Here is a 25,527-nt window from a genome sequence, read left to right as displayed (position 1 = left end):
TCCACACCTCTGTTTTCGCATACGATCCGGCGCGACGTCGCTTTCGTGCGGCGTTGCGTCGGATGGGCTGCGCGCGAATTGGCAGGATTGATAAACATCGCCCCAACTCAAGTCACCCTAAGGGAGTCGCTCGTCATGAAAACCCAGGTCAAAGCCCTCGTCGTTGGCGGTGGTGCCGTTGGCACCTCGATCGCCTATCATCTGGCCAAGGCCGGTTGGGAGGATGTCATGCTGCTGGAGCGGGACGAGCTGACCTCTGGCTCGACCTGGCATGCGGCGGGGCTGCTGCCGCTCTTCAACATGTCCTTTGCCACCACGCATATCCACAAGTATTCGGTGGAGTTCTACAAGACGCTGGAGGCCGAGACCGGGCTGAATGCGGGCTTTGCCGTCGTGGGGAACCTGCGCATGGCGCAGACCGACGAGCGGATGGACGAGTATATGCTCTATGCCTCGACCGCCGAAACCTGCGGCGTGCCCTATCAGTGGCTGACCCCCGACGAGATCAAAGAACGCTGGCCGTTGATCAATACGTCCGACCTCAAGGGTGCGCTTTATCACAACACCGACGGCTATATTAACCCCGCCGATGTGACGCAGGCCATGGCCAAGGGGGCGCGTCAGCGCGGCGTGATGATCGAGCGCAAGTGGCAGGCGGATGCGTTCCACTGGACCGGCACCGCGTGGGAGGTGACCTGCACCAAGATGGTGGAAAAGGGCGGCAATCTGGTGCCCTCGGACGAGCAGATCGTGATCACCGCCGAGCATGTCGTGACGGCGAGCGGCAACCATGCGCAAACCACCGCCAAGAAGCTGGGCATCAAGATCCCGGCAATCCCCGTCGAGCATCAGTTCGTCGTGATGGATCAGGACCCGGCGCTGGTCGAATTCCGCAGACAGGGCGGCAAAGAACACCCCGTCGTGCGCGACGCCGATGCGCAAAGCTATGTGCGCGAAGAGCGCGGCGGCTGGATTCTGGGTGTCTATGAGAAAAACGCGCCTGCCTGCTTTGAATATGGCGTGCCGGACAGTTTCCGTGCTGATCTCTTCCCGCTGGCGCTGGAGCGGATCGAAGAACAGTATATGGCGATGATCCACCGCATCCCGTCCTGCGAGGAATCGGGTCTCAAGGATGATTTCAACGGTCCGATCTGCTATACGCCCGATGGCAACCCGCTGGTTGGTCCCGCACCGGGGCTGCGCAACATGTGGCTGGCCGAGGGGTTCAGCTTTGGCATCACGGCGGCGGGCGGCACGGGCTATTACCTTGCGCAGTTGATGGTGAATGGCGAGGCCGAGATCGACATGGCAAGCCTTGATCCCAAGCGCTATTCCTCGAACTGGATGACGACCGAGTTTGCCGCGCGCAAGAACGAAGAATGCTACGATCACGTCTATATCCTGCACCACCCGGATGAAGAGCGCCCCGCGTGCCGCCCGCTGCGCACCTCGCCCGCCTATGACCGGCAAAAGAAGCGCGGCGCGCAGTTCGGGTTCGTCAATGGCTGGGAACGCCCCAACTATTACGGGCCACTCGACGCGCCGGAAAATTTTGACCATGACGCGCGCAGCTTCCGCCGGGGCGGCTGGTGGCAGTATGCAGTGGAAGAGGCGCGCGCGATCCGTGAAGGCGTAGGCCTGATCGACGCCACGGCGTTTTCCAAGCATATGGTCAAAGGGCCGGGGGCGACCGCGTTCCTCGATTGGTTCACCTGCAACAAGCTGCCAAAAGTGGGCCGCATCAACCTGACCTATGCGCTGACCGATCATGGCACAACGCGTACGGAATACACCATCGTGCGCCTCAAAGAGCATGAATATTACCTCGTCTCTGCCGGGGCCTGGACCGAGTATGACGCCGATTATCTGCGTAAATCGGCCGAGGATATGGCGGGCGAATTCGGCTATATCGAGATTCAGGACGTGACCACGCAATGGGGTGTCTTTGCCATCGCCGGGCCGAAATCGCGCGACGTGCTGAACGCCGTCATCAAGGATGCCGATCCGGCAACTGCGCTCAGCAACAAGCGGTTCCCGTGGCTTTCGGCGCAGCGCATCGAACTGGGCATGTGCCCGGTCAACGCCATCCGCGTGGCCTATACCGGCGAATTGGGCTGGGAATTGCATCACCCGATCGAGATGCAGAATTACCTGTTCGATTTGCTGGAAAAGGCTGGCGAAAAGCATGGGATGAAGCTGGTCGGCGCCCGCGCGCAGAATTGGCTGCGGCAAGAGAAAAGCTATCGTGCCTTTGGCAATGAGCTAGGCCGTGACGCGACCCCGCTCGAGGCCGATCTGCCGCGCTTTGTCGATCTGGACAAGGAATTCCGCGGCAAGGCCCGGATGGTCGAGACTGGTGTGCGCGTGAAATGCTGCACGCTTCTGATCGACGGGCCTGCGGATGCCGATCCCTGGGGTCGTGAGGTGCTCTATACGCCCGAAGGCGAGCGGGTTGGTCGCCTGACCTCGGGTGGCTATTCGGTGGCCTTCGGGAAATCCATCGGTATGGGCTATGTCAAGCCCGAGCAGGCGGTTGAGGGCACCAAGCTCAAGGTCAAGATGCTCGATCAGCTTTGGGATGCGGTCGTGACCTGCGACAGCCCCTATGACCCCAAGAACGAGACCATCCGCAAGGATGGGTGAGGCGGCGAGGTGGGCTTGTTAGGATTGTTTGCAACCCACCCTTCGCTTGCGCTCGTCTTGTCCTCAATTGAATTTTGTAGGCGTAACGACCGATACGCCTGCAATTTTCTGGTTTTGGTCAAAAGTAAGAACCAACTGGTAGCTCTGGACCAAGTCATATCCGGTGATCGCGGCAAACAACGAAGGATTTAGCTCGCGATACCTATCAACCGTCCAACACGCAGTAACAGTATAAACCGGATAGTTTTCATGGTCGGGAACAAAGGTTTTCGATACTCGTCGGTTGATTCCGCTAAACCTAAATCCTTGGTATGCAAGCCAAGTCTGTGTGCGCTCAATATCACCAAGGCTGGCGGCTATCCGAAACACGCATACTGAGGCGTTTTCGCTCGTCCCGACGCCCTCCCAATCAATCATCAGCAAATTTGGTGCTTTCGCTGACCGCTCTGCTTCATGCAGACAGTCTCGCACATCGGGGTAGCGACGTAGGGTTTTGCGGTACTTTCCCCATTTTGGGTGTTTTTCATCCACGACTTTCCCGTTGAACAAGAATGGATTGGTTTCCTGATTGGCGAGATGGTCGTACTCGATCGTGCAACTTTCAGTGGATCGGCATTCTGCCCAGATGTCTTCTTCTGGAGCTTCCGCAATTGCGACCGTCGCGGTCAGGAGCGCGAGTGCTGTGGCGGGCAGAAAATAGACACTAGTTCTCATCACCTATTTCCAAACACCGCTCAATAATCTGCCGTCATTCATTTGAACAATGTTCGATTATAATATCAAGCTCGCGACGAAGCCTCGTGAATGAATGTTGGGTTCGCACTCACTCTAAACGAATTACCCGCGCGGTAGGTGCGAACCTAGCGCACCCCTTCCCGGTCGCGCTACTTGTGGTGCTGGCGCAACCACCTGCTCCAATCCCCCTCAGACCCGGCAAAGACGTTGATATCGACGCCGCCCTCGACCCCCGGCACAATGCCGGTGCCGGTATATTGCCAAAAGGTCCAGCGTTTGCCGGGGTAGACCTGATCGGGGGTCTTCGCCACCGCGCGCAGCCAGAATTCCACCCCCTCGATCTGTCCGATGCCGGTTTGTTCGTAGAATTCCGGCGTGGTGTAGATGATCGGGCGTTGGCCGTAATACCGCTCGACGATATCAAGGAAAATCTGCGCTTGCCTGCGCACCTCTGCCCCCGGTGGGCGCACCACGCAGGTGGGGGAAAACGGGTTCCACTCCATGTCAAGCACGGGCGGCAACGCGCGGCCCCGACGTGGCACATTCTGGATGAACCATTGCGCCTGCACCTCGGGTGGGGTGCAGAAATAGTAGAAATGATAGGCCCCGCGCGGGATGCCCTCGCGCGCCGCCAATTGCCAGTTGCGGTCGAATTGCGCGTCCTTGAGATCGCCGCCCTCGGTCGCCTTGATAAAGGCAAAGGCCACACCCGAAAGCGCCACGCGCCGCCAGTCGATTTCGTTCTGGAACCGCGCCACATCAAGGCCATGCACCGGATAGCTTGACGGCCCGCGCGGGCCGAAATCGACCGGGGCATAATCGCCATACCGCTCGGTTGCCAGAGCGGGCCCGCATATGAGGGCGAGGCAGAGTAAAAAAGGACGCAGCATCTGAAAACCCGTTACAGTGATACCTGTTGCGAGCCTAACGCAAAGACTGCCGCCCGGTCAGCCGTTTTTGTACGGCCTACCCTTTTTCCGCCAATTCATCGTAACAGGCGAGCGCCTTGGCGGCATACATCATCGCCGGGCCGCCGCCCATCTGGATTGACATGGCCAGCACATCGCCCACCTCTTCGCGGGTGGCCCCAGTGCGAATAAGCGCCTCCATATGCAGGGCGATACAGGGTTCGCATTTGGTGGCGACCGCAATGCCGAGGGCCACGAATTCCTTGACCTTGAACTCAAGCGTGCCGCCTTCCTTGACGGCCTTGCCCAAGCCGCCAAAGGCGCGGGCGGTGTCGGGGATAAGCGCATTCAGCGCGCGCAATTCCTGTCGGGTGGTGTCGATCTTGTCTGGCCAACGCATTTGCGGGATCTCCATACCTGTCTCTGCCTCGGCAGAAACCATGCCGCGCCGCCCGTGGCCTTGATCCAGATCAGGCGGAACGCTCAGCAATCAGCAGGACATTGTTGGCAGGCATCGCACGGCTTTCGATCAGGATGAGCCCCGCGTCGCGCAGCCAATGCTGGACCTCTTCCAGATCCTTGTAGCCGATGGCGGGGTCCTGCGCGATGAGGCTCGCATGAAACCGGGCGTCACCCTCGGAGGTGGCCTCGCCTGACCGCAGGAACGGCCCGTAAAGGGCAAAGCGCCCGCCGGGGGCGAGGGCATCGGCCCCCTCTTGCACCAGCGTTTGCGCCTCGGGTGTTGAGATGAGGTGCAAAAGGTTGATCAGCACGATCAGGGCGCGGTTGCCGTGCTCTGCGCCCCAACCGGCTTGGGTGGCGTTCAGGGGCATGGCCGCGTGCAGATTGGGCAACCCGGCCTCTGCCGCCCAAGCGTTGATACTGGCGCGCCGCGCGGGGTCAATCTCGGTTGGTTGCCAGTCAAGGCCGGGCATCGCGCGGGCAAAGCTCACGATATGCTGCCCCGTGCCGCTTGCAATCTCAAGCGCACGGCCTGTCGCGGGGGCAATCGAGGCAAGCGCCTCGGTGATGGCTGCTGCGTTGCGTTCGGCAGAGGGCGCGTGCAGTTTGGCCCCGTCGCCCGCATGTGCGATCGACGCCGTGGGCGGCGGGGGGCGTTGCTCCATCGGCTCAGGCCTCTTCGGTGCGGTCAGTGGCGGGGGCGGGGCGGGGCTCAGGGCGGCCATCCGCGCATAGAGCGCCGCGTCCATATCGAATTCCAGAGCGGCCAGCGACGGCGCAATCTGCGCGGCAGAGCGCCCGGAAATGATTGGCACAGGCCGCGCCGGGTGCTGTGCTGCCCATGCCACCGCAAGGGTCGCGGGATCGGTGCCCAGCTCTTGCGCGATCTGGCTCAGGTGAACGGCGGCCTCTTGCATCCAGCCCTGACCATAGCGCACGGCGTAGCGTTCATTGCCCGTGAGCCGCCCGGTTTCGCCCCGTGCATATTTGCCGGTGAGCAAGCCACCGGCCAACGGCGAATACCCCGCAACCACCATCCCTTCGGAGGCGGCCATCGGCAGGATTTCAACCTCGGCCTGCCGCTTGATAAGGCTATACATCGGTTGCAGGATCGAAATCGTCAGATCAAACCGCGCCGCGATGCACGCGGCCTTCATCACCTGCCAAGCGGCGAAATTCGACAGGCCGACATGGTCGATCTGCCCGCGCGCGCGCAAATCGGCAAAGGTTTCCAAGGTCTCTTCAAGGGGCGTGTCGGGATCAAAGCGGTGAAGATAGAGGATCTCCACCTTGTCCATACCAAGACGTTGGCGGGAAATGTCGAACTGCGCGAGGATATTTGCCCGCCCCGCCCCGCCGGAATATCCGGCCTTGGTGGCAATCGTCAGCCGGTCGCGGTGCGGTGCGGCGAATTGGCCCAAAAGCGTTTCCGCCGCCCCATCGGTGTACAGATGCGCCGTGTCGAAATGCGTGATGCCCGCCGCAAGGCACGCATCGAACATCGCGCGCGAGGCGGCTTCATCAGCGGCATCGCCGAATTGCATGGTGCCAAAGGCAAAGCGGCTGGCCGGGGTTCCATCGGGGGAGGTGATCACTGTTCTCATGGTGCACAGAGTGCCACGCGCAAGCAGCAAAGAAAAGCTGTCACCTTGCATGTTGAGAGGCATGAGCTTAGGCGGATAGAAAGAGACCTGAACCTGCCGCAAGGAGTGCCCGCGCATGAAAATGCATGAAACCTTCATCAAGCCGATGCATCCGGAGGGGCGCAAGTTCGTGGCGATCTTTGCGCTGATCACCTTTGGGCTTTTCATGCTCTGGGATGTTTTGGGCTGGATCGGTGTGGGCCTCACGGTCTGGTGTTATTATTTCTTTCGTGACCCAGAGCGTGTGACCCCCGAACGCCCCGGTCTGATGATCAGCCCCGCCGACGGCATGGTGTCGCTGATCGAACCGGCGGTGCCGCCTGCCGAACTGGGCCTGCCCGCCACGCCGCTCACGCGCGTCAGCGTGTTCATGAGCGTGTTCAACTGCCATGTGAACCGTGCGCCAGTCGCCGGGCGGGTCAGCGCGGTTGCCTATCGCCCCGGCAAGTTCTTCAATGCGTCGCTCGACAAGGCCAGCGCGGATAACGAGCGCAATGGCGTGGTGATCGAAATGGCCGATGGGCGGCTCTTGCCGGTCGTGCAGATCGCGGGGCTGGTGGCGCGGCGGATCGTGTGTTTCGTAAAACCGGGGGATGCCCTTGGGCGTGGTGAGCGCTTTGGCCTTATCCGCTTTGGGTCTCGGCTTGATATTTATCTGCCCGAAGGTGTGGTCCCAAGCGTGCGCGTGGGACAAACCATGGTGGCAGGGGAAACCGTGATCGCGGAGTTGGGCCAGTGACACCAGAGCCAGAGCCGCCAGCGCGCCGCGAGGTCACGCTCGCACAGCTTTTGCCAAATATGCTGACCGTTGCCGCGATCTGTGCCGGGGTCACGGCGATCCGGCTGGGCGTGCAGGGGGATTATGTGCGCGCCGTGCAACTCCTGCTGATCGCCGGGGTGCTGGACGGGCTGGATGGGCGTTTGGCGCGGCTTTTGCGCAGTTCAAGCGCGATGGGCGCCGAGCTTGATTCGCTCGCGGATTTCGTGAATTTCGGCGTCGCGGCCCCGCTGGTGATCTACTATTGGGGCCTTCAGGACGCACGACAAGCAGGCTGGATTGCGGTTCTCTTCTTTGCCGTGTGCTGCGTCATGCGTCTGGCGCGGTTCAACGTCAGTGCGCGCGAAGAGGGCGGCAAGGGCGGATCGGGGGCCTATTTCCAAGGTCTGCCTTCGCCCGCAGGCGCGCTTTTGGCGATGCTGCCGATGTTCGTGACCTTTGCCCTGCCGGATATGTCCCCGCCGCCTGCGTTCCTCACCGGGCTTTATATGGCCGGTGTCGGCCTTCTGATGATTTCGCCGGTGCCGATCTGGTCGTTCAAGAAAACCCGCATCTCGCGCGAGAACGTCAAGTTCTTCCTCTTGGCCTTTGCCTGCGTGGCGGCGGCGCTGGTGATCTTTACCTGGGCGGCGTTGATCGTGATGTGTCTGGCCTATGTCGGTATGGTGATCTGGGCCGCGCTCTTCTGGTATCCCAACGAGGGTTAATCGAGATAGGCGTCGGCCCTCTGACCTGCGCGCTCGTGATGGATCGGCAAGGTGCGCCCGTAGAGCTGGCGACAGCGTTCAGGCGTGCCGACCATCCCCGGCTCGTCCACATAGGACAGGATCGCGACGTAACGCGGGGTCTTGCCGCGCAAGGGGGCGACCCGGTGAAGCGAATAGCGACCCCGGAAAATCTGAAGATCGCCCGGTTCCAGCACAAGCGTTCTGACCGTGTCAGAGGTGCCATCCAGCACCTTTTCCACCTCGGCAAAATTCTCGCCCCCGGCGCGGATATTGGGCGCATATTCAAACGCTCCCCCTTCTTCGGCATTCTGAATGGCGATGGTGACAGTGAAATTATTGGTGTCGAAATGCCATGGAAATCCATTGCCTTCGTCGGCGGCATTCACGATCACATCGGCCAGCGGATCGGCGTAGGGATAGAAATTCTCTTCCTCCAGACAGTCCTGAATAAAGGCGCTGAGCGCTGGATATTCATAGAGCGCGCGCAGCGGGCTTGCGGGCGGAAAGTTATCCGCCGGAATAAAGCTGTTGGAGCGCTCGAAAAACCGCCGACGCGGATCGTGCGCGGGCAGGGTCGGGTCGTCCTTGGTGAAATAGGGATTGGTGCGATTAAAGGAGCGAAAGGCCCTGTCGGCGACGCTCTCAGCCTGCGCACGCAGGATATCCACCCCCGCCGAGGTAAGGAACCCTTTGAGCACCGCACAGCCATCGCGGCCAAGATCGGCGCGGACGCGGTCTAGGATGATGTCGCGCGCGGGCCCCGTTTGGTGGACCGGGTAGCGGGCAAGATCAATCAAGGTGTCGGGGGGGCCCATGGGCGGTCTCCTGACGGTGCGTTTGCCCAAGAGTATGGCCAGCGGCGCGCGCGTCTGTTCTGAAACCGACCGGCGGTGATGTCGTGCTCTAGGCCTGCGGTGTGCAAACAAACAGCCGCCGGTTCCCCGGCGGCTGTCGTTTTTCAAACCCTGTCAATGCGGCTTAGTTGGGGATCTCTCCGGTCAGCCCTTCGACATAGAAATCCATGCCCAAGAGCGTGCCGTCATCGGCAACCTCGCCCTCGGCCAGCCAATCCGACCCGTCCTGCTTTTTCAGCGGCCCGGTGAACGGGTGATAGCTGCCGTCCGCCATGGCGGCCTTGAGGGCCAGCGCCTCTGCCTTGACATCCGCAGGCACCGCATCGGAAATCTCGCCAATGCCGACCATGCCCGGCCCGATGCCGTCCCATGTCTGCGTGCTCTCCCATGTGCCATCAATCACCGCCTGCGTGCGGTCAATGTAATAGGGGGCCCAGTTGTCGATGATCGACGACACGCGCGGGAAGGGGGCGTATTCGGCCATATCCGACGCCTGCCCAAAGGTCACGACATTGCCCGCCTTTTCGGCAGCGGCCTGCGGCGCGGTGGAATCGGTATGTTGCAGGATCACGTCCGCGCCCTGCTCGATCAGGGCAGTGGCGGCGTCTGCCTCTTTTGCGGGGTCAAACCAAGTGTAAGCCCAGATGATCTTGAACTCGACATCGGGGTTGACCTTTTTCGCGTGAATATAGGCCGAGTTGATGCCGCGAATGACCTCTGGGATCGGATAAGAGGCGATGTAACCCACGATATTCGATTTGGTCATCTTGCCCGCAATATGGCCCTGCACCGCGCGCCCCTCGTAGAAACGGGCGGAATAGGTCGAGACATTGGGCAGGGTCTTGTAGCCGGTGGCGTGTTCGAATTTCACATTGGGGAACTTTTCGGCCACCGCAAGCGTCGGCTCCATAAAGCCAAACGAGGTGGTAAAGATCAGATCCGCCCCTTGCAGCGCCATTTGCGTGATGGCGCGTTCGGCATCGGCGCCCTCGGGCACGCTTTCTTGATAGACGGTTTCGACGGCATCGCCGAAATGCGCCTCAACCGCGAGCCTGCCTTTGTCATGCTCATAGGTCCAGCCGCCATCGCCGATGGGGCCGACGTAGATAAAGCCGACTTTGGTCTTGTCCTGCGCCACGGCGGCGCTTGCCAGACCAAGCGCCAAGGCGGCTGAGGTCAGTAGATGCGTGAGTTTCATTCGGGATCTCCCTGTTGTGATCTGTGATGTGATCTTATTGCGAGGCGTGAAAAATGCGGCCCAAAGAGCCGGGCGCGCGGGATTTGTCAGACGACATGATGACCAGCACGAGGATGGTGATCAAGTAGGGCGACATGGAAAGATATTCGACCGGGATCGCAACGCCTGCCGCCTGAAGATTGAGCTGCAATACCGAAACCCCGCCAAAGAGCCACGCGCCAAGCAGAACGCGCCCCACTTTCCACGAGGCAAAAACCACTAGGGCAAGCGCGATCCAGCCCCCCCAGAGGTCATGCCTTCGGTCCATTGCGGCACCCGCACAAGGCTGAGATAGGCCCCGCCCAACCCGGCGCAAGCCCCGCCAAACAGGATCGCCAGAACGCGGATGCGCACCACCTTGTAGCCAAGCGCATGCGCGGCCTCATGGTTTTCACCCACCGCCCGCAGGATCAGCCCGGCGCGCGAATATTTCAGCAGCGCCCAGACCAAAGCCACAAGCGCTAGGGCGAAGTAAACCATCAGATCATGGGAAAACAACACACGCCCGACAAAAGGCAGATCGCTCAGCACAGGCAGATCAAGCCGCGTGGTCGGCGGCGGCTTGATCCCGACATAGCCCTGTCCGATCAGCGACGAGAGGCCAAGGCCAAAGAGCGTCAGCGCGAGGCCGCTTGCCACCTGATTGGCAAGGGCAAATTGGGTCAGCAGCGCGAAGAGAAGCGCCAGAACAGCGCCCCCGGCGGCGGCGGCCACAAACCCCACGACCGGCGAGCCGGAATTGACAGCCATGGCAAATCCGCAGATTGCGCCGGTGATCATCATCCCCTCGACCCCGAGGTTGAGCACGCCCGCCCGCTCGACAACCAATTCGCCCAATGCCGCCAGCAGAATGGGCGTAGAGGCGACGATGAGCGAGGCCAGAAGCAGCGCCGGATCAATCGAGGACAAAAGCATCACGCCACCTCCCGTGTCACCAACCGGACGCGGTAATTGGTCAGCAGGTCCACGGCCAAAAGGAAAAACAACAGCATCCCCTGAAAGAGTTGGATCGCGGCCGCAGGCAGCCCCATGTTGGATTGCGCCAATTCGCCGCCAATATAGGTGAGCGCCATCAAAAGCCCCGCAAGCAGGATGCCGACCGGGTGCAACCGGCCCAAAAAGGCCACGATGATCGCCGTAAACCCATAGCCCACGTTAAAATCAATGCTGACCTGCCCGGCGGGCCCCGCCACTTCAAAAAGCCCCGCCAATCCCGCCAAAGCGCCCGATGTGCCCAGACAGAATAGAACCAACCGCGCCGGGCGCACGCCGGCAAAACGGGCGGCGCGTGGCGCCTGACCCGCAAGCCGGATATGATAGCCAAGGATATGGCGGCTGAGCAGCACATAGGCGAAAATCACTGCGATCAGCGCGGCCACCACTCCCCAATGCATGCCCGTGCCGGTAATAAGTTCTGCATTATGCGCGCTGTCATATTGGCGCAGGTTGCGCGAGCCGGGAAATCCGCGCCCCTCGGGGTTCTTCATCAACCCAAGGGCCATGGCCGCCAGCAATTGCTCTGCCACATAGACGAGCATGAGCGACACGAGTATTTCATTGGTGCCGAACCGCAGCTTGAGCACCGCCGGGATCATGCCCCAGGCCCAGCCCCCAAGCGCGCCAGCAAGGATCATCAGCGGAAAGATCAGCGCGCTCTCCGCTGGATAAAACGCAAGCGCCACCCCGGCCCCTGCCAGTGCGCCGACGATATATTGCCCCTCGGCCCCGATGTTCCAGATACCGGCACGAAACCCAAGGCTAAGCCCGATGGCGATCAGCACCAGAGGCGCGCCCTTGATCAGCAATTGCGGCCGGTAGTAAAACGCGAACTCGCCAAAAAGCGGTTGCCAGAAAATCGTCGAGATGGCCGCTACCGGGTCTTCGCCAAGTGCCGCAAAAAGCGCCCCACCCGCCAGCATGGTGATCAGCACCGCCAGAACCGGCGTGGCCCAAGTCCAGAGCCGTGAGGGTTGAGGGCGCTTTTCCAGCTTCAGCATGGCGCGCGCCCATGTTTCTTTATGGCTAAAATACTCAAAAACGACAGGTCACACATGCGCCACCTCCATGCCATGTGCGCCGCCCATCATCAATCCGATCTCTTCGACACTCAGGCCTTGGGTCGGCCTGATGTCCGAAAGCCGTCCTTCGCTCAACGCGCCGAACCGGTCGGAAATCTCGATCAACTCGTCAAGGTCCTGACTGATGCAGATCACCGCCGCCCCCCAGTGGCCAGATCAAGCAGGGCTTGGCGGATCGCGGCAGCGGCGGCGGCATCGACACCCCAGGTGGGCTGGTTGACCACCAGAACCTCGGGCCGTTGCAGCACTTCGCGGCCAATCACGAATTTTTGCAGATTGCCCCCCGACAGCGCCCGGGCGGCAGTGCCCGGGCCGGGCGTGCGCACGTCAAAGCCGGTGATGATCCGGCGGGCAAAGGCCTCGGCCGCCTCCCATCTCAGAAACCCGCGATTGAGCAGGCTTTCCCGCGCCGCCCCGGTCAGGATCGCATTCTCTGTCAGGCTCATGTCGGGGGCGGCGGCATGGCCCAGCCGTTCCTCAGGCGCGGTAAGTAGACCCATCGCACGGCGGGTGCCAGGGCCATGCTGACCAATGGCCACGCCCTTCAGGCGCACAGCCTCTGCCGTCACCGGCATTTCGCCCGACAGCGCGGCCAAAAGCTCATCCTGCCCATTGCCCGCAACCCCGCCGATGCCCAGCACCTCTCCGGCCTGCACGGCAAAGGAAATCGCGTGAAGCGCGGTGCCGAACTGCCCCTGCGCCGCGACCGACAGGTCAGACACCTCCAGCACCACGCCCGCCTTGGCACGCCCGGCGCGTTCCGGCGCGGCAAAGGTTGTGCCCACCATCATTTCCGCCATCGCGCGGGCCGAAGTGTCGCGCGGTGTGCAGGTGCCCACGTTGCGGCCCTGCCGCAGGATCGTGGCATGATCGCAGAGGGCGCGGATTTCCTCGAGCTTGTGCGAGATGTAAAGGATCGCCACGCCTTCGCCCGTCAGCTTGCGCAGGGTCTGAAACAGGATATCCACCTCTTGCGGCGTGAGCACCGATGTCGGCTCGTCCATGATCAAAAGGCGGGGTTCCTGCAAGAGACAGCGGATGATCTCGACGCGCTGCCGCTCTCCTGCCGAAAGATCACCAACGGTCCGGTCGGGATCAAGCGGCAGGCCATAGGTTTCCGAGACGGCACGGATGCGCGCGGCCAGATCGCGCAGCGCTGGCGGGCGTTCCATCCCGAGGGCCACGTTCTCGGCCACGCTCATCGCATCAAAAAGCGAGAAATGCTGAAACACCATCGCCACCCCCGCCAGGCGCGCGGCATGGGGGTCTGGTGGGGCATAGGGGGTGCCGCGCAGCGTCATGGCGCCGCTGTCGGGCTTGACCAGCCCATAGATCATCTTGACGAGGGTTGATTTCCCGGCACCATTCTCGCCCAGCAGGGCATGCACCTCGCCCTCGCGGATGGCAAAGGATACGGCGTCATTGGCGACAACTCCCGGATAGGCCTTGGTCAGACCCGAGACGGTCAGCAAATCGCCTGTCACGCGGTTCTCCTTCGGTCTGCGGCCTTGATACCCGGCTCTTTCAGTAACGCAGCCGCCACGCCAAGCGCAATGGCTTGCGGGTGTTTGCCAAGGTTTGGATCGCCAATGGGGCAGGAAATGCGCGAAATCTGCGCGTCCGTATGCCCAAGTGCTGTCAATCTCTGCCGAAACCGCGCCCATTTGGTCGCGGAGCCGATGACACCCGCGCACCCAAAGGACCGTTGCAACAGCCGGTGGCACAGCTCCAGATCCAGCGCATGATCATGGGTTACGATGATATGTGCGGCGGTATCAGGCGCTTGGCCGAGGGCGCGCAGGGGATCAACGGCGGCGGTGATCCCTTGGGGCAGCCCGCGCAGCATCTCGGCCCGCGCATCGGCCAGCGTCACTGCCAGATCGGGCAATGGGGCAAGCAGGGTGGCCAAGGCGCGGCCCACATGGCCCGCCCCGTGGATCACCACCGCAAGGCGCGGGCAAAGTGGCTCGATCAACCAGCCGTTTGCCCATGTAACACCCGTACCGGCGCTGGGCCGGGCGGCAGGCGGGGGGTGATGTGCCCTTCAATCTGCCGTGCCCAACGGCCCGATCGCTCAAGCGCCTCAACCGCTGCGCCAAGTTTGTGCTGGTCGAACCGCTCGATCACCAATACCACCGACCCGCCACAGCATTGTCCAAGGGCCGGACCAAGCGCTTGGCGCAGTACGTGGGCATTCCCGCCCTCTGCCAAAAACCGTCGTGCCGCACCTGCCGCCTCATGCTCCAGCCGCCCGCCGCCGATGCTGCCCGATTGCCCCCCGGGCCAGACCTGCATCGCGGCCCCGGCGGCGCGTGGCGCAGAACCACGGGTGGCGGCGATCACCACCCGTGCGATCTGTCCCTCCCGCGCGACGGCTGTGCGCAGATCGTCGAGGTCACGCATCGCGGCGCGCTTTCTGACGCGCGATAGCGCTCAGCAGCCGCTCGGGTGTGGCCGGGGCGTCAAGCGCCGGATAGCCCGAACCAAACGCCGCCACCGCAGCGCTGAGCGCCATCAGCGCCGAAATCCCCAGCATAAAGGGCGGCTCGCCGACAGCCTTGGAGCGATAGATCGTTGGGCGCGGATTCTGCGCCTCCCACAGCGCCACGTTGAACAGCGCTGGCCGATCCGAACAGGCAGGGATCTTATAGGTCGAGGGCGCGTGGGTGCGGAGCCGTCCGGCCTTGTCCCACACCAGTTCCTCGAGCGTCAGCCAGCCCGCCCCCTGCACATAACCGCCCTCGATCTGGCCGATGTCGAGCGCGGGATTAAGCGAGGCCCCGCAATCATGCACGATATCGGCGCGCAGGATGCGGTTCTCGCCGGTCAGGCCGTCGACGATCACCTCGGTCACGGCCGCCCCATAGGCAAAGTAATAAAATGGCCGCCCCTCCCCCTTGATCCGGTCCCACGCAAGGTCGGGCGTCTTGTAAAATCCGGTGGCGGACAGGCTCACGCGCTGCTCATAGCAGAACCGGGCGGCCTCTGCGAAGCTCAGGTGGGCCGTTCCCACCCGCACGCGACCGCCGTCAAATCGCACCTCCTCGGGCGGCACGGCGTGATGCGCCGCCAGACAGGCAGCCATCCGGTCGCGGATCGTATCGCAGGCTGCCTGAACCGCCATACCGTTGAGATCGCTGCCGGAACTGGCCGCTGTGGCCGAGGTATTGGGCACCTTGGCGGTATCGGTCGCGGTGATCTTGATGGCCTCTAGCGGCAGGCCAAAGCACGCGGCGGCCACTTGTGCCACCTTCTGAAACAGGCCCTGTCCCATTTCCGTGCCCCCGTGATTGAGATGCACAGACCCATCCTGATAGACATGCACCAAAGCGCCCGCCTGATTGAGATGGCTGAGCGTAAAGGAAATCCCGAACTTGACCGGCGTCAGCGCTACGCCCTTTTTCAGCACGGGATTGCGGGCGTTCCACGCCGCCACCGCTGCCCGCCGCGCGGCATAGTCCGAGGTTTGCATCAGCCGCTCGGTCATCTCGTGCAGGATGAAATCCTCGACCTTCTGCCCATAGGGCGTGACCTGCGGTTTCATCTGGCCCGAAATACCTTCGGGGGGGCGCGCAGCGCGGGGGGCAGACAGCCCCCCTCCAACGGCTGCGGCATAGTAATTGCGCTGCCGCACCACGACAGAATCAAGGCCCAAATGATGCGCCACATGATCCATCACCCGCTCGATGCCCAGCATGCCCTGCGGCCCGCCAAAGCCGCGGAACGCGGTGGCAGAGGCGGTGTTGGTGCGCAGCCGATGGCTCTCGATCCGCACGGCGGGCAGGAAATAGGCGTTATCGGCATGCAGCATGGCGCGGTCGGCCACGGGCAGCGACAGATCCTGCGACCAGCCGCAGCGGGCGTAATGCACGAAATCCACCCCTGTCAGGCGACCGGTGGCGTCGAACCCGGCCTGATAGGTGATGCGGAAATCGTGGCGCTTGCCGGTGATTACCATGTCATCGTCGCGGTCATAGCGCATCTTGCAGGGCGTCCCCGTGTGCCGCGCTGCGACGGCGCAGGCGATGGCGGGGGCGTTGGCTTGGCTCTCCTTACCGCCAAAGCCGCCGCCCATGCGCCGCGTCTCGACCCGGACGGCATGCATGGGTCGGCCCAGGGCCTCGGCCACCTTGTGCTGCACTTCGCTCGGATGCTGGGTCGAGGCGTGGATCACCATGTCGCCCCCCTCTTGCGGCAGCGCAAGGGCCGCCTGGCCTTCAAGATAGAAATGCTCTTGCCCGCCCATCTCGATCACGCCACCCACCCGGTGGGTCGCCTTGGCGATAGCCGCTGTGGTATCGCCCCTTTGCCAGATACGCGGGCCGTCTTCGAAGCGGCTATTGGCGGCCAATGCGGCGTCGATGGTCAGAAGGGGCGTCGTTTCTTCGTAACATACCTGTCCCCGGCGCGCGGCGCGGCGTGCGGCCAGATGGCTGGTGGCGATAACCAGAAAAAGCGGCTGGCCGTAATAGTGCACCGCGCCCGTGCACAAGAGCGGCTCGTCATGGGCCGAAGGCGAGCAATCGGCCCCCTGCGGCAAGTCAGCGGCGGTCAGCACGGCGACGACCCCGGCGCATTGGCGCACCGGCGCAAGGTCCATTTCGGTCACGCGCCCCGCCGCGATGGTGCTGAGGCCAAAGGCCAGATGCAGCGTGCCGCGTGGGCTGGGAATATCGTCGACATAGCGCGCGGTGCCCGTCACATGCAGGCGTGCGGCGTCATGGGGCAGAGGGCGCGCCACGCTCATGGCTGCACCTCGAGAACCGATGTGGCGATGCCCTGATCCTCTAGAAAATAGCGCATCAAAAGGTTGCGCGCGACGCAGAGGCGATAGTCGGCAGAGGCGCGCATGTCTGACAGCGGCGCAAAATCCTGCGCCCAAGCTGCATCGCTGCCGGTAATCGTCGCCTCGGTCCAAGGCTGGCCAATCAGTGCCGCTTCGACATGGGCGGCACGCTTGGGAATGCCCGCCATGCCGCCAAAGGCGATCCGCGCGTCGGTGATCCGGCCTTCGTCCACGGTGATGTTGAAACAGCCCAGCACTGCCGAAATATCCTGATCAAAGCGCTTCGAGACTTTGTAACAGCGCAGGCGGTCTGGCTGGCGGGGCAGGGTGATGGCCTCGATCATTTCGCCCGGCGCGCGGTCCTGCTGGCCGTAGCCCAGAAAGAACGCCTCGAGCGGCATCTGGCGGCGCGTGTCACCGTGGCGCAGATGCAGGGTGGCCCCAAGGGCGATGAGCGCGGGCGCGTTGTCGCCGATGGGCGAGCCATTGGCGATATTGCCCCCAAGCGTCGCCGCCGCACGCACCTGTTCCGAGCCATAGCGCCGCAGCATCGCGGCATAGGAGGGGTGATAGGGGGCAATCGTCTGCATCAGCCGGGCAATGGTCAAGCCCGCGCCAAGGCGCATATCCCTGTCTGTCACCTCTGCAGTGCTCAGGTCCGTGCAGCCCCCCAGAAAGATTGGCAGGTTGATGTCGCGCAGCTGTTTGGTGATCCACAGGCCCACATCGGTTGCGCCCGCGATCAGCGTCGCCTCAGGATGGGCGGCATAGAGGCGCGCCGCCTCATCGGCGCTCTGGGGTTGCAGCAACGCAGGGGGGCTGTCTGCCCCCCGCCCTTCGGGCCCCCCCGAAGGTATTTCGGGCCAGATGATATTGCGATCTTGCGTCATCCACGCGGGAATGGCGGCAGTTTCCGCGGCGCGGGCGGCGGTCAGGATGGGGGCATAGCCGGTGCATCGGCAAAGATTGCCCGCCAGAACCCGGTCGTGATCCCGCTCGCCATTAAGATGCGCGCAGGCCATCGAGGCGATGAAGCCCGGCGTGCAAAACCCGCATTGCGAGCCGTGATGCGCGATCATCGCCGCTTGAACCGGGTGCAATTGCCCCTCGGGGCCGCTGATCCCTTCGACCGTGCGCAGGGCCTTGCCCTGAAGCTGTGGCATGAGGAGAATACAGGCGTTGAGGGGCCGCGTGCCGGTCTCGTCACTGACGATCACGGTACAGGCCCCACAATCGCCCTCGTTGCAGCCTTCCTTGGTGCCGGTCAGGCCGCGCGCCTCGCGCAGCCAGTCAAGCAGAGTTGTGGTCGGGGTCACATCCCCAAGCGCCACGCTCTCTCCATTCAGAAGAAACGTGAGGGTCATGAGCCGCTGCCCGCCGCGTTACCATGCCTGCCCTCGCGTGCCTGACCTTCGATGCGGCGTAGAAGGTGGCGGGCTTTGCCTATCGTGACCCGATGAAAGCCGGGGGCAGGCGGTTTGGCAAGTCTTTTGTTCAGCCGCAACCGGGGCTAGGGTGCGGATATGAGCGCTGATCCCCGATTCATTCACCTGCGGGTGCATACCGAATATTCCCTGCTGGAGGGGGCGATGCGGCTCAAGAAGCTGCCCGGCCTCTGCGTGGCCGCAGGCATGCCCGCCGTCGCCGTGACCGACACCAACAACATGTTTGCCGCGCTAGAGTTTTCCGTGAGCGCGCAGGGCGCGGGCGTGCAGCCGATCATGGGCTGTCAGGTCGATCTGGCCTATCTCAGCCTGGCACCCGGAGAGCGCGCGAAGCCGCCCGCGCCCCTCGTCCTCTTGGCGCAGAGTGAGTGCGGGTATGAGAACCTGATGAAGCTCAACTCGTGCCTTTATCTGCGGGGCGATGGCAGCCTGCCGCATGTGACGCTGACCGAGTTGGCGCATCATGCCGAGGGGGTGATCTGCCTGACGGGTGGGCCGGATGGGCCGGTGGGTCGGCTCTTGCAGGGGGGGCAGCGCCCAGCGGCGGAGGCGTTGATGCAGCGTCTGGCGCAGGCGTTTGGTGACCGGCTCTATGTCGAATTGCAGCGTCATCCCGGTGACGGGGGCGCGCCCGAGGCCGAGCGCCTGACCGAGCGTGGTCTGATTGAGATGGCCTATGCCATGGGCCTGCCGCTGGTGGCGACCAACGATGTCTACTTTCCCAAATCCGACATGTACGAGGCGCATGATGCCATGCTCTGCGTGGCCGAGGGGGCCTATGTCGATCAAAGCGCGCCGCGCCGCCGCCTGACCCCGCAGCATTATTTCAAAAGCCAAGAAGAGATGGCCGCGCTTTTTGCCGATTTGCCCGAGGCACTGGAAAACACGGTCGAAATCGCGCGCCGCTGCGCCTTTGGGGCCTATAAGCGCAATCCGATCTTGCCGAAATTCGCGGATGACGAGGTTGAGGAACTGCGCCGTCAGGCGCGGGCGGGGCTTGCTGCGCGCCTGGCGGTTATCCCCCATGCCGCGCCGGTTGAAGACTATGACAAGCGCCTCGAATTCGAGCTGGGCATCATCGAGGGTATGGGCTTTCCCGGCTATTTTCTGATCGTGGCCGATTTCATCAAATGGGCCAAGGATCACGATATTCCGGTGGGGCCTGGGCGTGGCTCGGGGGCGGGCAGTCTGGTGGCCTATGCGCTGACCATCACCGATCTTGATCCGCTGCGCTACAGCCTGCTTTTTGAACGGTTCCTGAACCCAGAGCGGGTCAGCATGCCCGACTTTGACATCGACTTTTGCATGGATCGCCGCGAGGAGGTGATCCAATATGTGCAAGAGAAATATGGCCGTGACCGGGTGGGCCAGATCATCACCTTTGGCGCGCTCTTGTCCAAGGCGGCTGTGCGCGACATCGGGCGCGTGTTGCAAATGCCCTATGGGCAGGTGGACCGCCTGTCCAAGATGATCCCGGTCGAAGGCGTCAAGCCGGTGAGCATCGAAAAGGCGCTGGCCGACGAGCCGCGCCTGCGCGAAGAGGCCAAGAACGAAGAGGTCGTGGATCGGCTTTTGACCTATGCGCAACAGGTTGAGGGGCTGTTGCGCAATGCCTCGACCCATGCCGCCGGGGTGGTGATCGGCGACCGGCCGCTTGATGCGCTCGTGCCCGTCTACCAAGACCCGCGCTCCGATATGCCCGCAACCCAGTTCAACATGAAATGGGTGGAACAGGCGGGGCTGGTCAAGTTCGACTTTCTCGGCCTCAAGACGCTGACGGTCATTCAGAACGCGGTCGACATGATCCGCAAGGCGGGCCGCCCGCTGAATGTGGCGGCGGATGGCACCGTGCTCTACGATCCCCCCGAGGGGTTTGAGTATGACATCGGGGCGATCCCGCTCGATGACGAGAAATCCTATAGGCTTTATGCGAGTGCCAAGACAGTTGCCGTGTTCCAGGTGGAATCGAGCGGCATGATGGATGCGCTCAAGCGCATGAAACCCACCTGCATCGAGGATATCGTGGCGCTTGTGGCGCTCTACCGTCCCGGCCCGATGGAGAATATCCCGACCTATTGCGAGGTGAAGAACGGCCTGCGTGAGCTCGAGTCGATCCACCCCTCGATTGACCATATCCTAGAGGAAACCCAAGGCATCATCGTCTATCAGGAACAGGTGATGCAAATCGCGCAGGTGATGGCGGGCTATTCCTTGGGCGGTGCTGACCTGTTGCGCCGCGCCATGGGCAAGAAAATCGCCGAAGAAATGGCCAAGGAGCGCCCGAAATTCGAGAAAGGCGCCATGGAAAATGGTGTCGACAAGAAAAAGGCCAGCGAGGTCTTTGACCTGCTCGAGAAATTTGCCAACTACGGCTTCAACAAATCCCACGCGGCGGCCTATGCGGTGGTCAGCTATCAAACCGCCTGGCTCAAGGCCAATCACCCGGTCGAATTCATGGCTGGGGTGATGAATTGCGATATTCACCTCACGGATAAGCTGGCGGTCTATTTCCAAGAGGTGAAAAAGGGGCTGAGCCTGCCTTGGGCCGCGCCTTGCGTCAATCGCTCTGAGGCGACGTTCGATGTGCAGGGCGGCGTGCTGCACTATGCGCTGGGCGCGCTCAAGAACGTGGGCGTCGAGGCGATGAAGCTGATCACCGTGGGGCGGGGCAACCGGCCCTTTGCCACGCTCTACGATGTGGCGCAGCGGGTCGATCTCAAGCGGGTTGGCAAGCGCCCGCTGGAAATGCTGGCCCGCGCCGGGGCGTTTGACGCGCTGGACCGCAACCGCCGCCGCGTGTTCGAGAGCATCGAGGCGCTGATGAGCTATTCAGCGGCGATCCATGAGCAAAAGAATTCCAGTCAGGTCTCGCTCTTTGGCGAGGCGGGCGATGACCTGCCCGAGCCGCGATTGGCCCCGGTTGATGATTGGCTGCCCGCCGAGCGGCTGACCGAGGAATTCAAGGCCGTTGGGTTCTACCTCTCGGGGCATCCGCTCGACGATTACATGACCGTGTTGCGGCGTCAGGATGTGAAAACGCTGGACGAGGTGACAGCACAGGCCGAACGCGGCCCGGCGCTGGTCAAGATGGCCGGGGTTGTGGCCGGGCGGCAAGAGCGGAAATCGGCACGTGGCAACCGCTTTGCCTTTGCGCAGCTCAGCGATACGACCGGCGGTTACGAGGTGACGATATTCTCGGACACGCTCGAGAAATGCCGCGAATTTCTGGAAACTGGCGCGCAGGTGGTGATCACCGCCGAGGCGACGCTTGAGGCGGATCAGTTGAAACTGCTCTGCCGCGCCGTTCAGCCGATTGACGGGATGGTGGCCGGGGCGGGCGCGGTGGGCCTGCGGATTTTCGTGGATCAGCCGGGGGCAATCGGATCGGTTGCCGCGGTGTTGCAGGGGGCCAGCCAAGCGGCGCGCGGTGCGCGCCCCGGCCCGATCCATTTCTGCCTGATGGGCGCGGGCCTGCCCGGCGAGGTCGAGATTGACAGCGGCGCGGAATATCCCGTGACGCCTCAGATCAAGGGCGCGATCAAGAGCCTGACCGGCGTGGTGATGGTGGAAGAAATCTGACGACGTCTTCGCAGTCGTCCCGGGCCTGACCCGGGACCTCTGGTTGTAAGATAACCCCGTGTCAGTAATGCGGCGGGCGCTCGTCGCCAAGGATCACGCCACCATCGCTCTCGCCGTGCCGGGCCGCTTCGCGCGCGAGCAGCATCTCGACTCGGACGCGCAGGCGGTCAAGCTCGCGGTCTTGGCGTGCGATAACATCCGACAGGTCATCGACCGTGCGGATCAGGTGGGCCAGTTTTTCTTCGATCTCGGTCATGGCATGGGATTACGCGCGGATGCGCCTGCGGTCAATCGCGCAGCCGCCTTGCCCCGGCGCGGCCCTTGGGCTAGACCGCGCCACGACAGATGCCGCAAGAGTTGCCGCAAGGACGCATGCCATGGCCAAGCCCAAAAAAGAGCCCCGCCCCAAGGCCGAAACGCCCAAAGGGTTTCGCGATTATTTCGGCGCCGAGGTGACGACGCGCGCCGCGATGCTGAACGCGATTGCCGGGGTCTATCATCGCTATGGCTTTGACGCGCTGGAATCGAGCGCGGTCGAGACGGTCGAGGCGCTGGGCAAGTTTCTGCCCGATGTCGACCGGCCCAATGAGGGGGTCTTTGCCTGGCAGGATGAAGACGAGAAATGGCTGGCGCTGCGCTATGACCTGACCGCGCCCTTGGCCCGCGTTTATGCCCAACACCGCAACGATCTGCCGACACCCTATCGGCGCTATGCGATGGGGCCTGTCTGGCGCAATGAAAAGCCGGGGCCGGGGCGGTTTCGCCAGTTCTATCAATGCGATGCGGATACGGTGGGCACGGCGTCAATGGCAGCGGATGCCGAGATTTGCGCCATGCTGGCCGATGCGCTGGAAGAGGTGGGCATCCCGCGCGGCGACTATGTGGTGCGGGTGAACAACCGGAAGGTTTTGAATGGGGTGTTGGAGGCGACGGGCGTCACTGACCCTGACCAACAGGCCGCCGTCCTGCGCACCATCGACAAATTCGACAAGGTGGGCGAGAGCGGCGTGCGCGAGTTGCTGGGCAAAGGCCGCCTCGATGCCTCGGGGGCGTATATCGACGGGGTCGGGCTGAACCAAGATCAGGCGGCTCCCGTTTTGGCGTTTCTAACCTCCAAAGGCGGCAATACCGCTGAAACCTTGACCAACCTGCGTGGCGCGGTTGGAGCCTCTGAGATGGGTGTGCAAGGCGTCGACGAACTCGAAGAAATCGCCACCCTTCTCGCCGCCCAAGGCTATGGCCCCGACCGGATCGTCATTGACCCTTCGGTCGTTCGTGGCCTTGGCTATTACACCGGCCCGGTGTTCGAGGCGGAATTGACCTTTGAAATCCTTGATGAAAAAGGCCGCCCGCGCCAATTCGGCAGCGTGGCAGGTGGTGGGCGCTATGATGATCTTGTCGCGCGCTTCACCGGGCAGCAGGTGCCCGCCGTCGGGGTCAGCATCGGCGTGGATCGCCTGCTTGCCGCGCTGCATGCCAAGGGCAAGATCGGCAGCGCAGAGCGGGGCCCGGTGGTTGTCACCGTGATGGACCGCGACCGGATGGCCGACTATCAGGCGATGGTCGGCGAGTTGCGCCAAGCGGGCATTCGCGCCGAAGTCTACCTTGGTAACCCCAAGAACTTTGGCAATCAGATGAAATACGCCGACCGGCGCGGCAGCCCTATCGCGGTGATCTGTGGCGGCGACGAGTTTGCCAAGGGCGTGGTGCAGATCAAGGACCTGATCCTTGGGGCGCAGATCGCCGAAAATGCCACGGTTGAAGAATGGAAAGAACGGCCCAGCCAATATGAGGTGCCGCGCGCCGCACTTGTGGACAAAGTCCGAGACATCCTCGCGGAGCAAAGCTGATGCCGGAACGTGCCGCGATCCGGGCCGAGGCTGCGCGCTTGCGGGCGCTCTTTGAGGCGGCAGGCGCACTGCCGGTGGAAACCTCTGTCTTGCAACCCGCCGAAGTGCTCTTGGACCTGTATGGCGAGGATATCCGCGCACGCGCCTATGTGACGTCGGATGCCCTGCGCGGCGAACAGATGCTGCGCCCCGATTTCACCGTGCCGGTGGTGCAGATGCATATGGAACATGGCGCGGAACCTGCCCGCTATACCTATTCCGGCGAGGTGTTTCGCCGTCAGGAAGAGGATGCGCAGCGGGCCAATGAATATACCCAAGTGGGGTTTGAAATCTTTGAACGCGCCGCACCAGAGGCGGCGGATGCAGAGGTTTTCGCGATGTTCTTTGACATCCTGCGCCCGCTTGGCCTGCGTGCGGCGACGGGGGATATCGGCATCCTGATGGCGGCCGTTGAGGGATTGCGCACGACCGAGCGCCGCAAGGCCGCACTGCGGCGGCATATCTGGCGGCCCCGGCGGTTTCGCGCGTTGATTGACCGGTTTTCAGGGCGCGCCGTGGTCCCCGAGGCGCGGGCCGCCCTTTTGGCAATGGCAGACCCGATGGCGGGGGCCGAGCCCCTGATCGGGCTGCGCGGCCCGGATGAAATCGCAGGCCGGATCACCGCGCTGCGCGAGGATGCGGCGGCGGGGCCGATTTCCACCTCTGAGGTGCAGTTGCTGGATGCCATCCTCGCGGTGCGCGAAACCAGCGATAACGCGCTGGAACGGTTGCGCGATATCGCGGTGGACATGCCCGCCATTCATGGCGCGGTGGACCGTCTGGCACGACGTCTTTCGGCGATGTCCGAACGCGGGCTCGACATCACCAAACTGGATTTCGAGGCCAGCTATGGGCGCACGCAGATGGAATATTACGATGGCTTCGTCTTTGGCTTTTACGCCGAGAGCCGTCCCGACCTGCCGCCCATTGCCACCGGCGGGCGCTATGATGCGCTAACCCGACAGTTGGGGCGGGGGCGGGAAATTCCGGCGGTGGGCGGCGTCATCCGGCCCGGTCTGGTGCTTGGCCTTGGGGGTGCGACATGACCCTGAAACTGGGGGTGCCGTCCAAAGGGCGGCTGATGGAGAAAACCTTTGACTGGTTCGCCAAGCACGGGATCACGCTGGGGCGCTCGGGGTCCGAGCGGGAGTATGCGGGCTATGTGCAGGGCATCGACAACGTCGAACTGATCCTGCTCTCCGCCGGGGAAATCCCGCGTGAATTGGCCGCCGGGCGCATCCATCTGGGTGTGACAGGCACCGACCTGATCCGCGAAAAGCTGGGGCAGTGGCAAAATCAGGTGGCAGAGCTGGCGGAACTGGGCTTTGGGCAGGCCGATCTGGTGCTGGCGGTGCCACGTTGCTGGGTGGATGTCAGCCAACTTGACGATCTTGATGCCGCCGCTGCGGCATTCCGGCTCAAGCATGGGTTCCGCATGCGCATCGCCACCAAATATCACCGATTGGTTCGGGATTTCCTGCGCGAGAATGGCGTTGCGGATTATCAACTGATGGACAGTCAGGGTGCCACCGAAGGCACGGTCAAGAACGAAACCGCCGAGGCGATTGCCGATATCACCTCAACCGGCGATACGCTGCGGGCCAATCATCTCAAGGTGTTGGAGGATGGGTTAATCCTGAAATCTCAGGCAACGCTTTTCAAATCGCGGGTGGCCCCGATGGAGCCTGCCGATAGGCTTACGCTCAAGGCTCTCAAGCAAAGGCTTGATCTGGAATAAAAAAATGGGGCGGTCCGTTAGGAC

Annotated in this window: 17 protein-coding genes and 4 pseudogenes; 7 read left to right on the top strand and 14 right to left on the bottom strand. The window is 62.8% G+C overall.

Annotated features, from left to right (window positions below):
• Positions 1-135: 135 nt before the first annotated feature.
• Positions 136-2,643 carry a GcvT family protein gene (locus ACLGGT_RS04375; RefSeq protein WP_081507504.1) on the top strand — a complete coding sequence of 836 codons (2,508 nt, stop codon included), beginning with the start codon at positions 136-138 and terminating at the stop codon, positions 2,641-2,643.
• A 63-nt stretch (positions 2,644-2,706) separates the two neighbouring features.
• On the opposite strand, the gene ACLGGT_RS04370 is transcribed toward ACLGGT_RS04375, so the two are convergent.
• The 5 genes and pseudogenes from ACLGGT_RS04370 to ACLGGT_RS04350 form a co-directional block, all read right to left on the bottom strand.
• The gene (locus ACLGGT_RS04370) at positions 2,707-3,357 is read right to left on the bottom strand and encodes a hypothetical protein (RefSeq protein WP_437195126.1); all 651 of its coding nucleotides are present in this window, start codon (positions 3,355-3,357) and stop codon (positions 2,707-2,709) included.
• 170 nt (positions 3,358-3,527) lie between these two features.
• A complete protein-coding gene (locus ACLGGT_RS04365; protein WP_437195125.1) occupies positions 3,528-4,268 on the bottom strand; it encodes a glycoside hydrolase family 25 protein in 741 nt (246 codons plus the stop codon).
• 76 nt (positions 4,269-4,344) lie between these two features.
• Positions 4,345-4,686 (bottom strand): carboxymuconolactone decarboxylase family protein, encoded by a 342-nt coding sequence (locus ACLGGT_RS04360; RefSeq protein ID WP_037296980.1) that lies wholly within the window; start codon positions 4,684-4,686, stop codon positions 4,345-4,347.
• 70 nt (positions 4,687-4,756) lie between these two features.
• Positions 4,757-5,413: a DUF938 domain-containing protein gene (locus tag ACLGGT_RS04355; RefSeq protein ID WP_437195124.1), complete on the bottom strand. Its 657-nt coding sequence runs from the start codon at positions 5,411-5,413 to the stop codon at positions 4,757-4,759.
• 4 nt (positions 5,414-5,417) lie between these two features.
• Positions 5,418-6,352, bottom strand: a pseudogene (locus ACLGGT_RS04350) (aldo/keto reductase).
• 115 nt (positions 6,353-6,467) lie between these two features.
• On the opposite strand from ACLGGT_RS04350, the gene ACLGGT_RS04345 reads away from it, so the two are divergent.
• Positions 6,468-7,130 (top strand): phosphatidylserine decarboxylase, encoded by a 663-nt coding sequence (locus tag ACLGGT_RS04345; protein WP_437195123.1) that lies wholly within the window; start codon positions 6,468-6,470, stop codon positions 7,128-7,130.
• Positions 7,127-7,876, top strand: coding sequence for a CDP-alcohol phosphatidyltransferase family protein (locus tag ACLGGT_RS04340; RefSeq protein ID WP_037296766.1), 750 nt, complete (start codon positions 7,127-7,129; stop codon positions 7,874-7,876). The genes ACLGGT_RS04345 and ACLGGT_RS04340 overlap by 4 nt, the downstream gene beginning before the upstream one ends.
• Here ACLGGT_RS04340 and ACLGGT_RS04335 read toward each other — a convergent pair.
• The 8 genes and pseudogenes from ACLGGT_RS04335 to xdhA form a co-directional block, all read right to left on the bottom strand.
• The gene (locus ACLGGT_RS04335) at positions 7,873-8,712 is read right to left on the bottom strand and encodes a HalD/BesD family halogenase (protein ID WP_437195122.1); all 840 of its coding nucleotides are present in this window, start codon (positions 8,710-8,712) and stop codon (positions 7,873-7,875) included. The two genes, ACLGGT_RS04340 and ACLGGT_RS04335, sit on opposite strands and share 4 nt — an antisense overlap.
• A 163-nt stretch (positions 8,713-8,875) precedes the next feature.
• A complete protein-coding gene (locus tag ACLGGT_RS04330; protein ID WP_008279461.1) occupies positions 8,876-9,949 on the bottom strand; it encodes a BMP family ABC transporter substrate-binding protein in 1,074 nt (357 codons plus the stop codon).
• Positions 9,950-9,983: 34 nt separating this feature from the next.
• Positions 9,984-10,903: pseudogene (locus ACLGGT_RS04325) on the bottom strand (ABC transporter permease).
• Entirely contained in the window at positions 10,903-11,985 is a 1,083-nt protein-coding gene (locus ACLGGT_RS04320; protein ID WP_008279459.1) for an ABC transporter permease, read from the bottom strand. Before ACLGGT_RS04320 ends, ACLGGT_RS04325 begins: the two are co-directional and overlap by 1 nt.
• A 48-nt stretch (positions 11,986-12,033) precedes the next feature.
• Positions 12,034-13,550: pseudogene (locus ACLGGT_RS04315) on the bottom strand (ABC transporter ATP-binding protein).
• Positions 13,547-14,469: pseudogene (gene xdhC / locus ACLGGT_RS04310) on the bottom strand (xanthine dehydrogenase accessory protein XdhC). The pseudogenes ACLGGT_RS04315 and xdhC overlap by 4 nt, the downstream one beginning before the upstream one ends.
• Entirely contained in the window at positions 14,462-16,813 is a 2,352-nt protein-coding gene (xdhB, locus tag ACLGGT_RS04305; protein WP_437195121.1) for a xanthine dehydrogenase molybdopterin binding subunit, read from the bottom strand. Before xdhB ends, xdhC begins: the two are co-directional and overlap by 8 nt.
• A complete protein-coding gene (gene xdhA, locus ACLGGT_RS04300; protein ID WP_437195120.1) occupies positions 16,810-18,216 on the bottom strand; it encodes a xanthine dehydrogenase small subunit in 1,407 nt (468 codons plus the stop codon). The genes xdhB and xdhA overlap by 4 nt, the downstream gene beginning before the upstream one ends.
• A 159-nt stretch (positions 18,217-18,375) precedes the next feature.
• Between xdhA and dnaE the strand changes: the two genes are divergently transcribed.
• On the top strand, positions 18,376-21,876 hold the full coding sequence (gene dnaE / locus ACLGGT_RS04295; protein ID WP_437195119.1) for a DNA polymerase III subunit alpha: 3,501 nt from the start codon (positions 18,376-18,378) through the stop codon (positions 21,874-21,876).
• Positions 21,877-21,937: 61 nt separating this feature from the next.
• Here the strand turns inward: dnaE and ACLGGT_RS04290 are convergent, their stop codons facing one another.
• Positions 21,938-22,132: a SlyX family protein gene (locus tag ACLGGT_RS04290; RefSeq protein ID WP_081507514.1), complete on the bottom strand. Its 195-nt coding sequence runs from the start codon at positions 22,130-22,132 to the stop codon at positions 21,938-21,940.
• A 121-nt stretch (positions 22,133-22,253) separates the two neighbouring features.
• Between ACLGGT_RS04290 and hisS the strand changes: the two genes are divergently transcribed.
• The 3 genes from hisS to hisG are packed head-to-tail and all read left to right on the top strand — an operon-like array spanning position 22,254 to position 25,503.
• Complete coding sequence (hisS, locus tag ACLGGT_RS04285) at positions 22,254-23,726, top strand: histidine--tRNA ligase (RefSeq protein ID WP_437195118.1); 1,473 nt, start codon at positions 22,254-22,256, stop codon at positions 23,724-23,726.
• Positions 23,726-24,811 carry an ATP phosphoribosyltransferase regulatory subunit gene (locus tag ACLGGT_RS04280; protein WP_081507516.1) on the top strand — a complete coding sequence of 362 codons (1,086 nt, stop codon included), beginning with the start codon at positions 23,726-23,728 and terminating at the stop codon, positions 24,809-24,811. Before hisS ends, ACLGGT_RS04280 begins: the two co-directional genes overlap by 1 nt.
• The gene (gene hisG / locus ACLGGT_RS04275; protein ID WP_421999790.1) at positions 24,808-25,503 is read left to right on the top strand and encodes an ATP phosphoribosyltransferase; all 696 of its coding nucleotides are present in this window, start codon (positions 24,808-24,810) and stop codon (positions 25,501-25,503) included. Before ACLGGT_RS04280 ends, hisG begins: the two co-directional genes overlap by 4 nt.
• The last annotated feature ends 24 nt before the right edge of the window (positions 25,504-25,527 follow it).

The organism is Roseovarius sp. MS2 (assembly GCF_051447875.1).
GTDB lineage: Bacteria > Pseudomonadota > Alphaproteobacteria > Rhodobacterales > Rhodobacteraceae > Roseovarius > Roseovarius mucosus_A.
The sequence above is the reverse complement of the archived record's forward strand: the minus strand, read 5'-3'. Positions and strand labels throughout refer to the sequence as shown.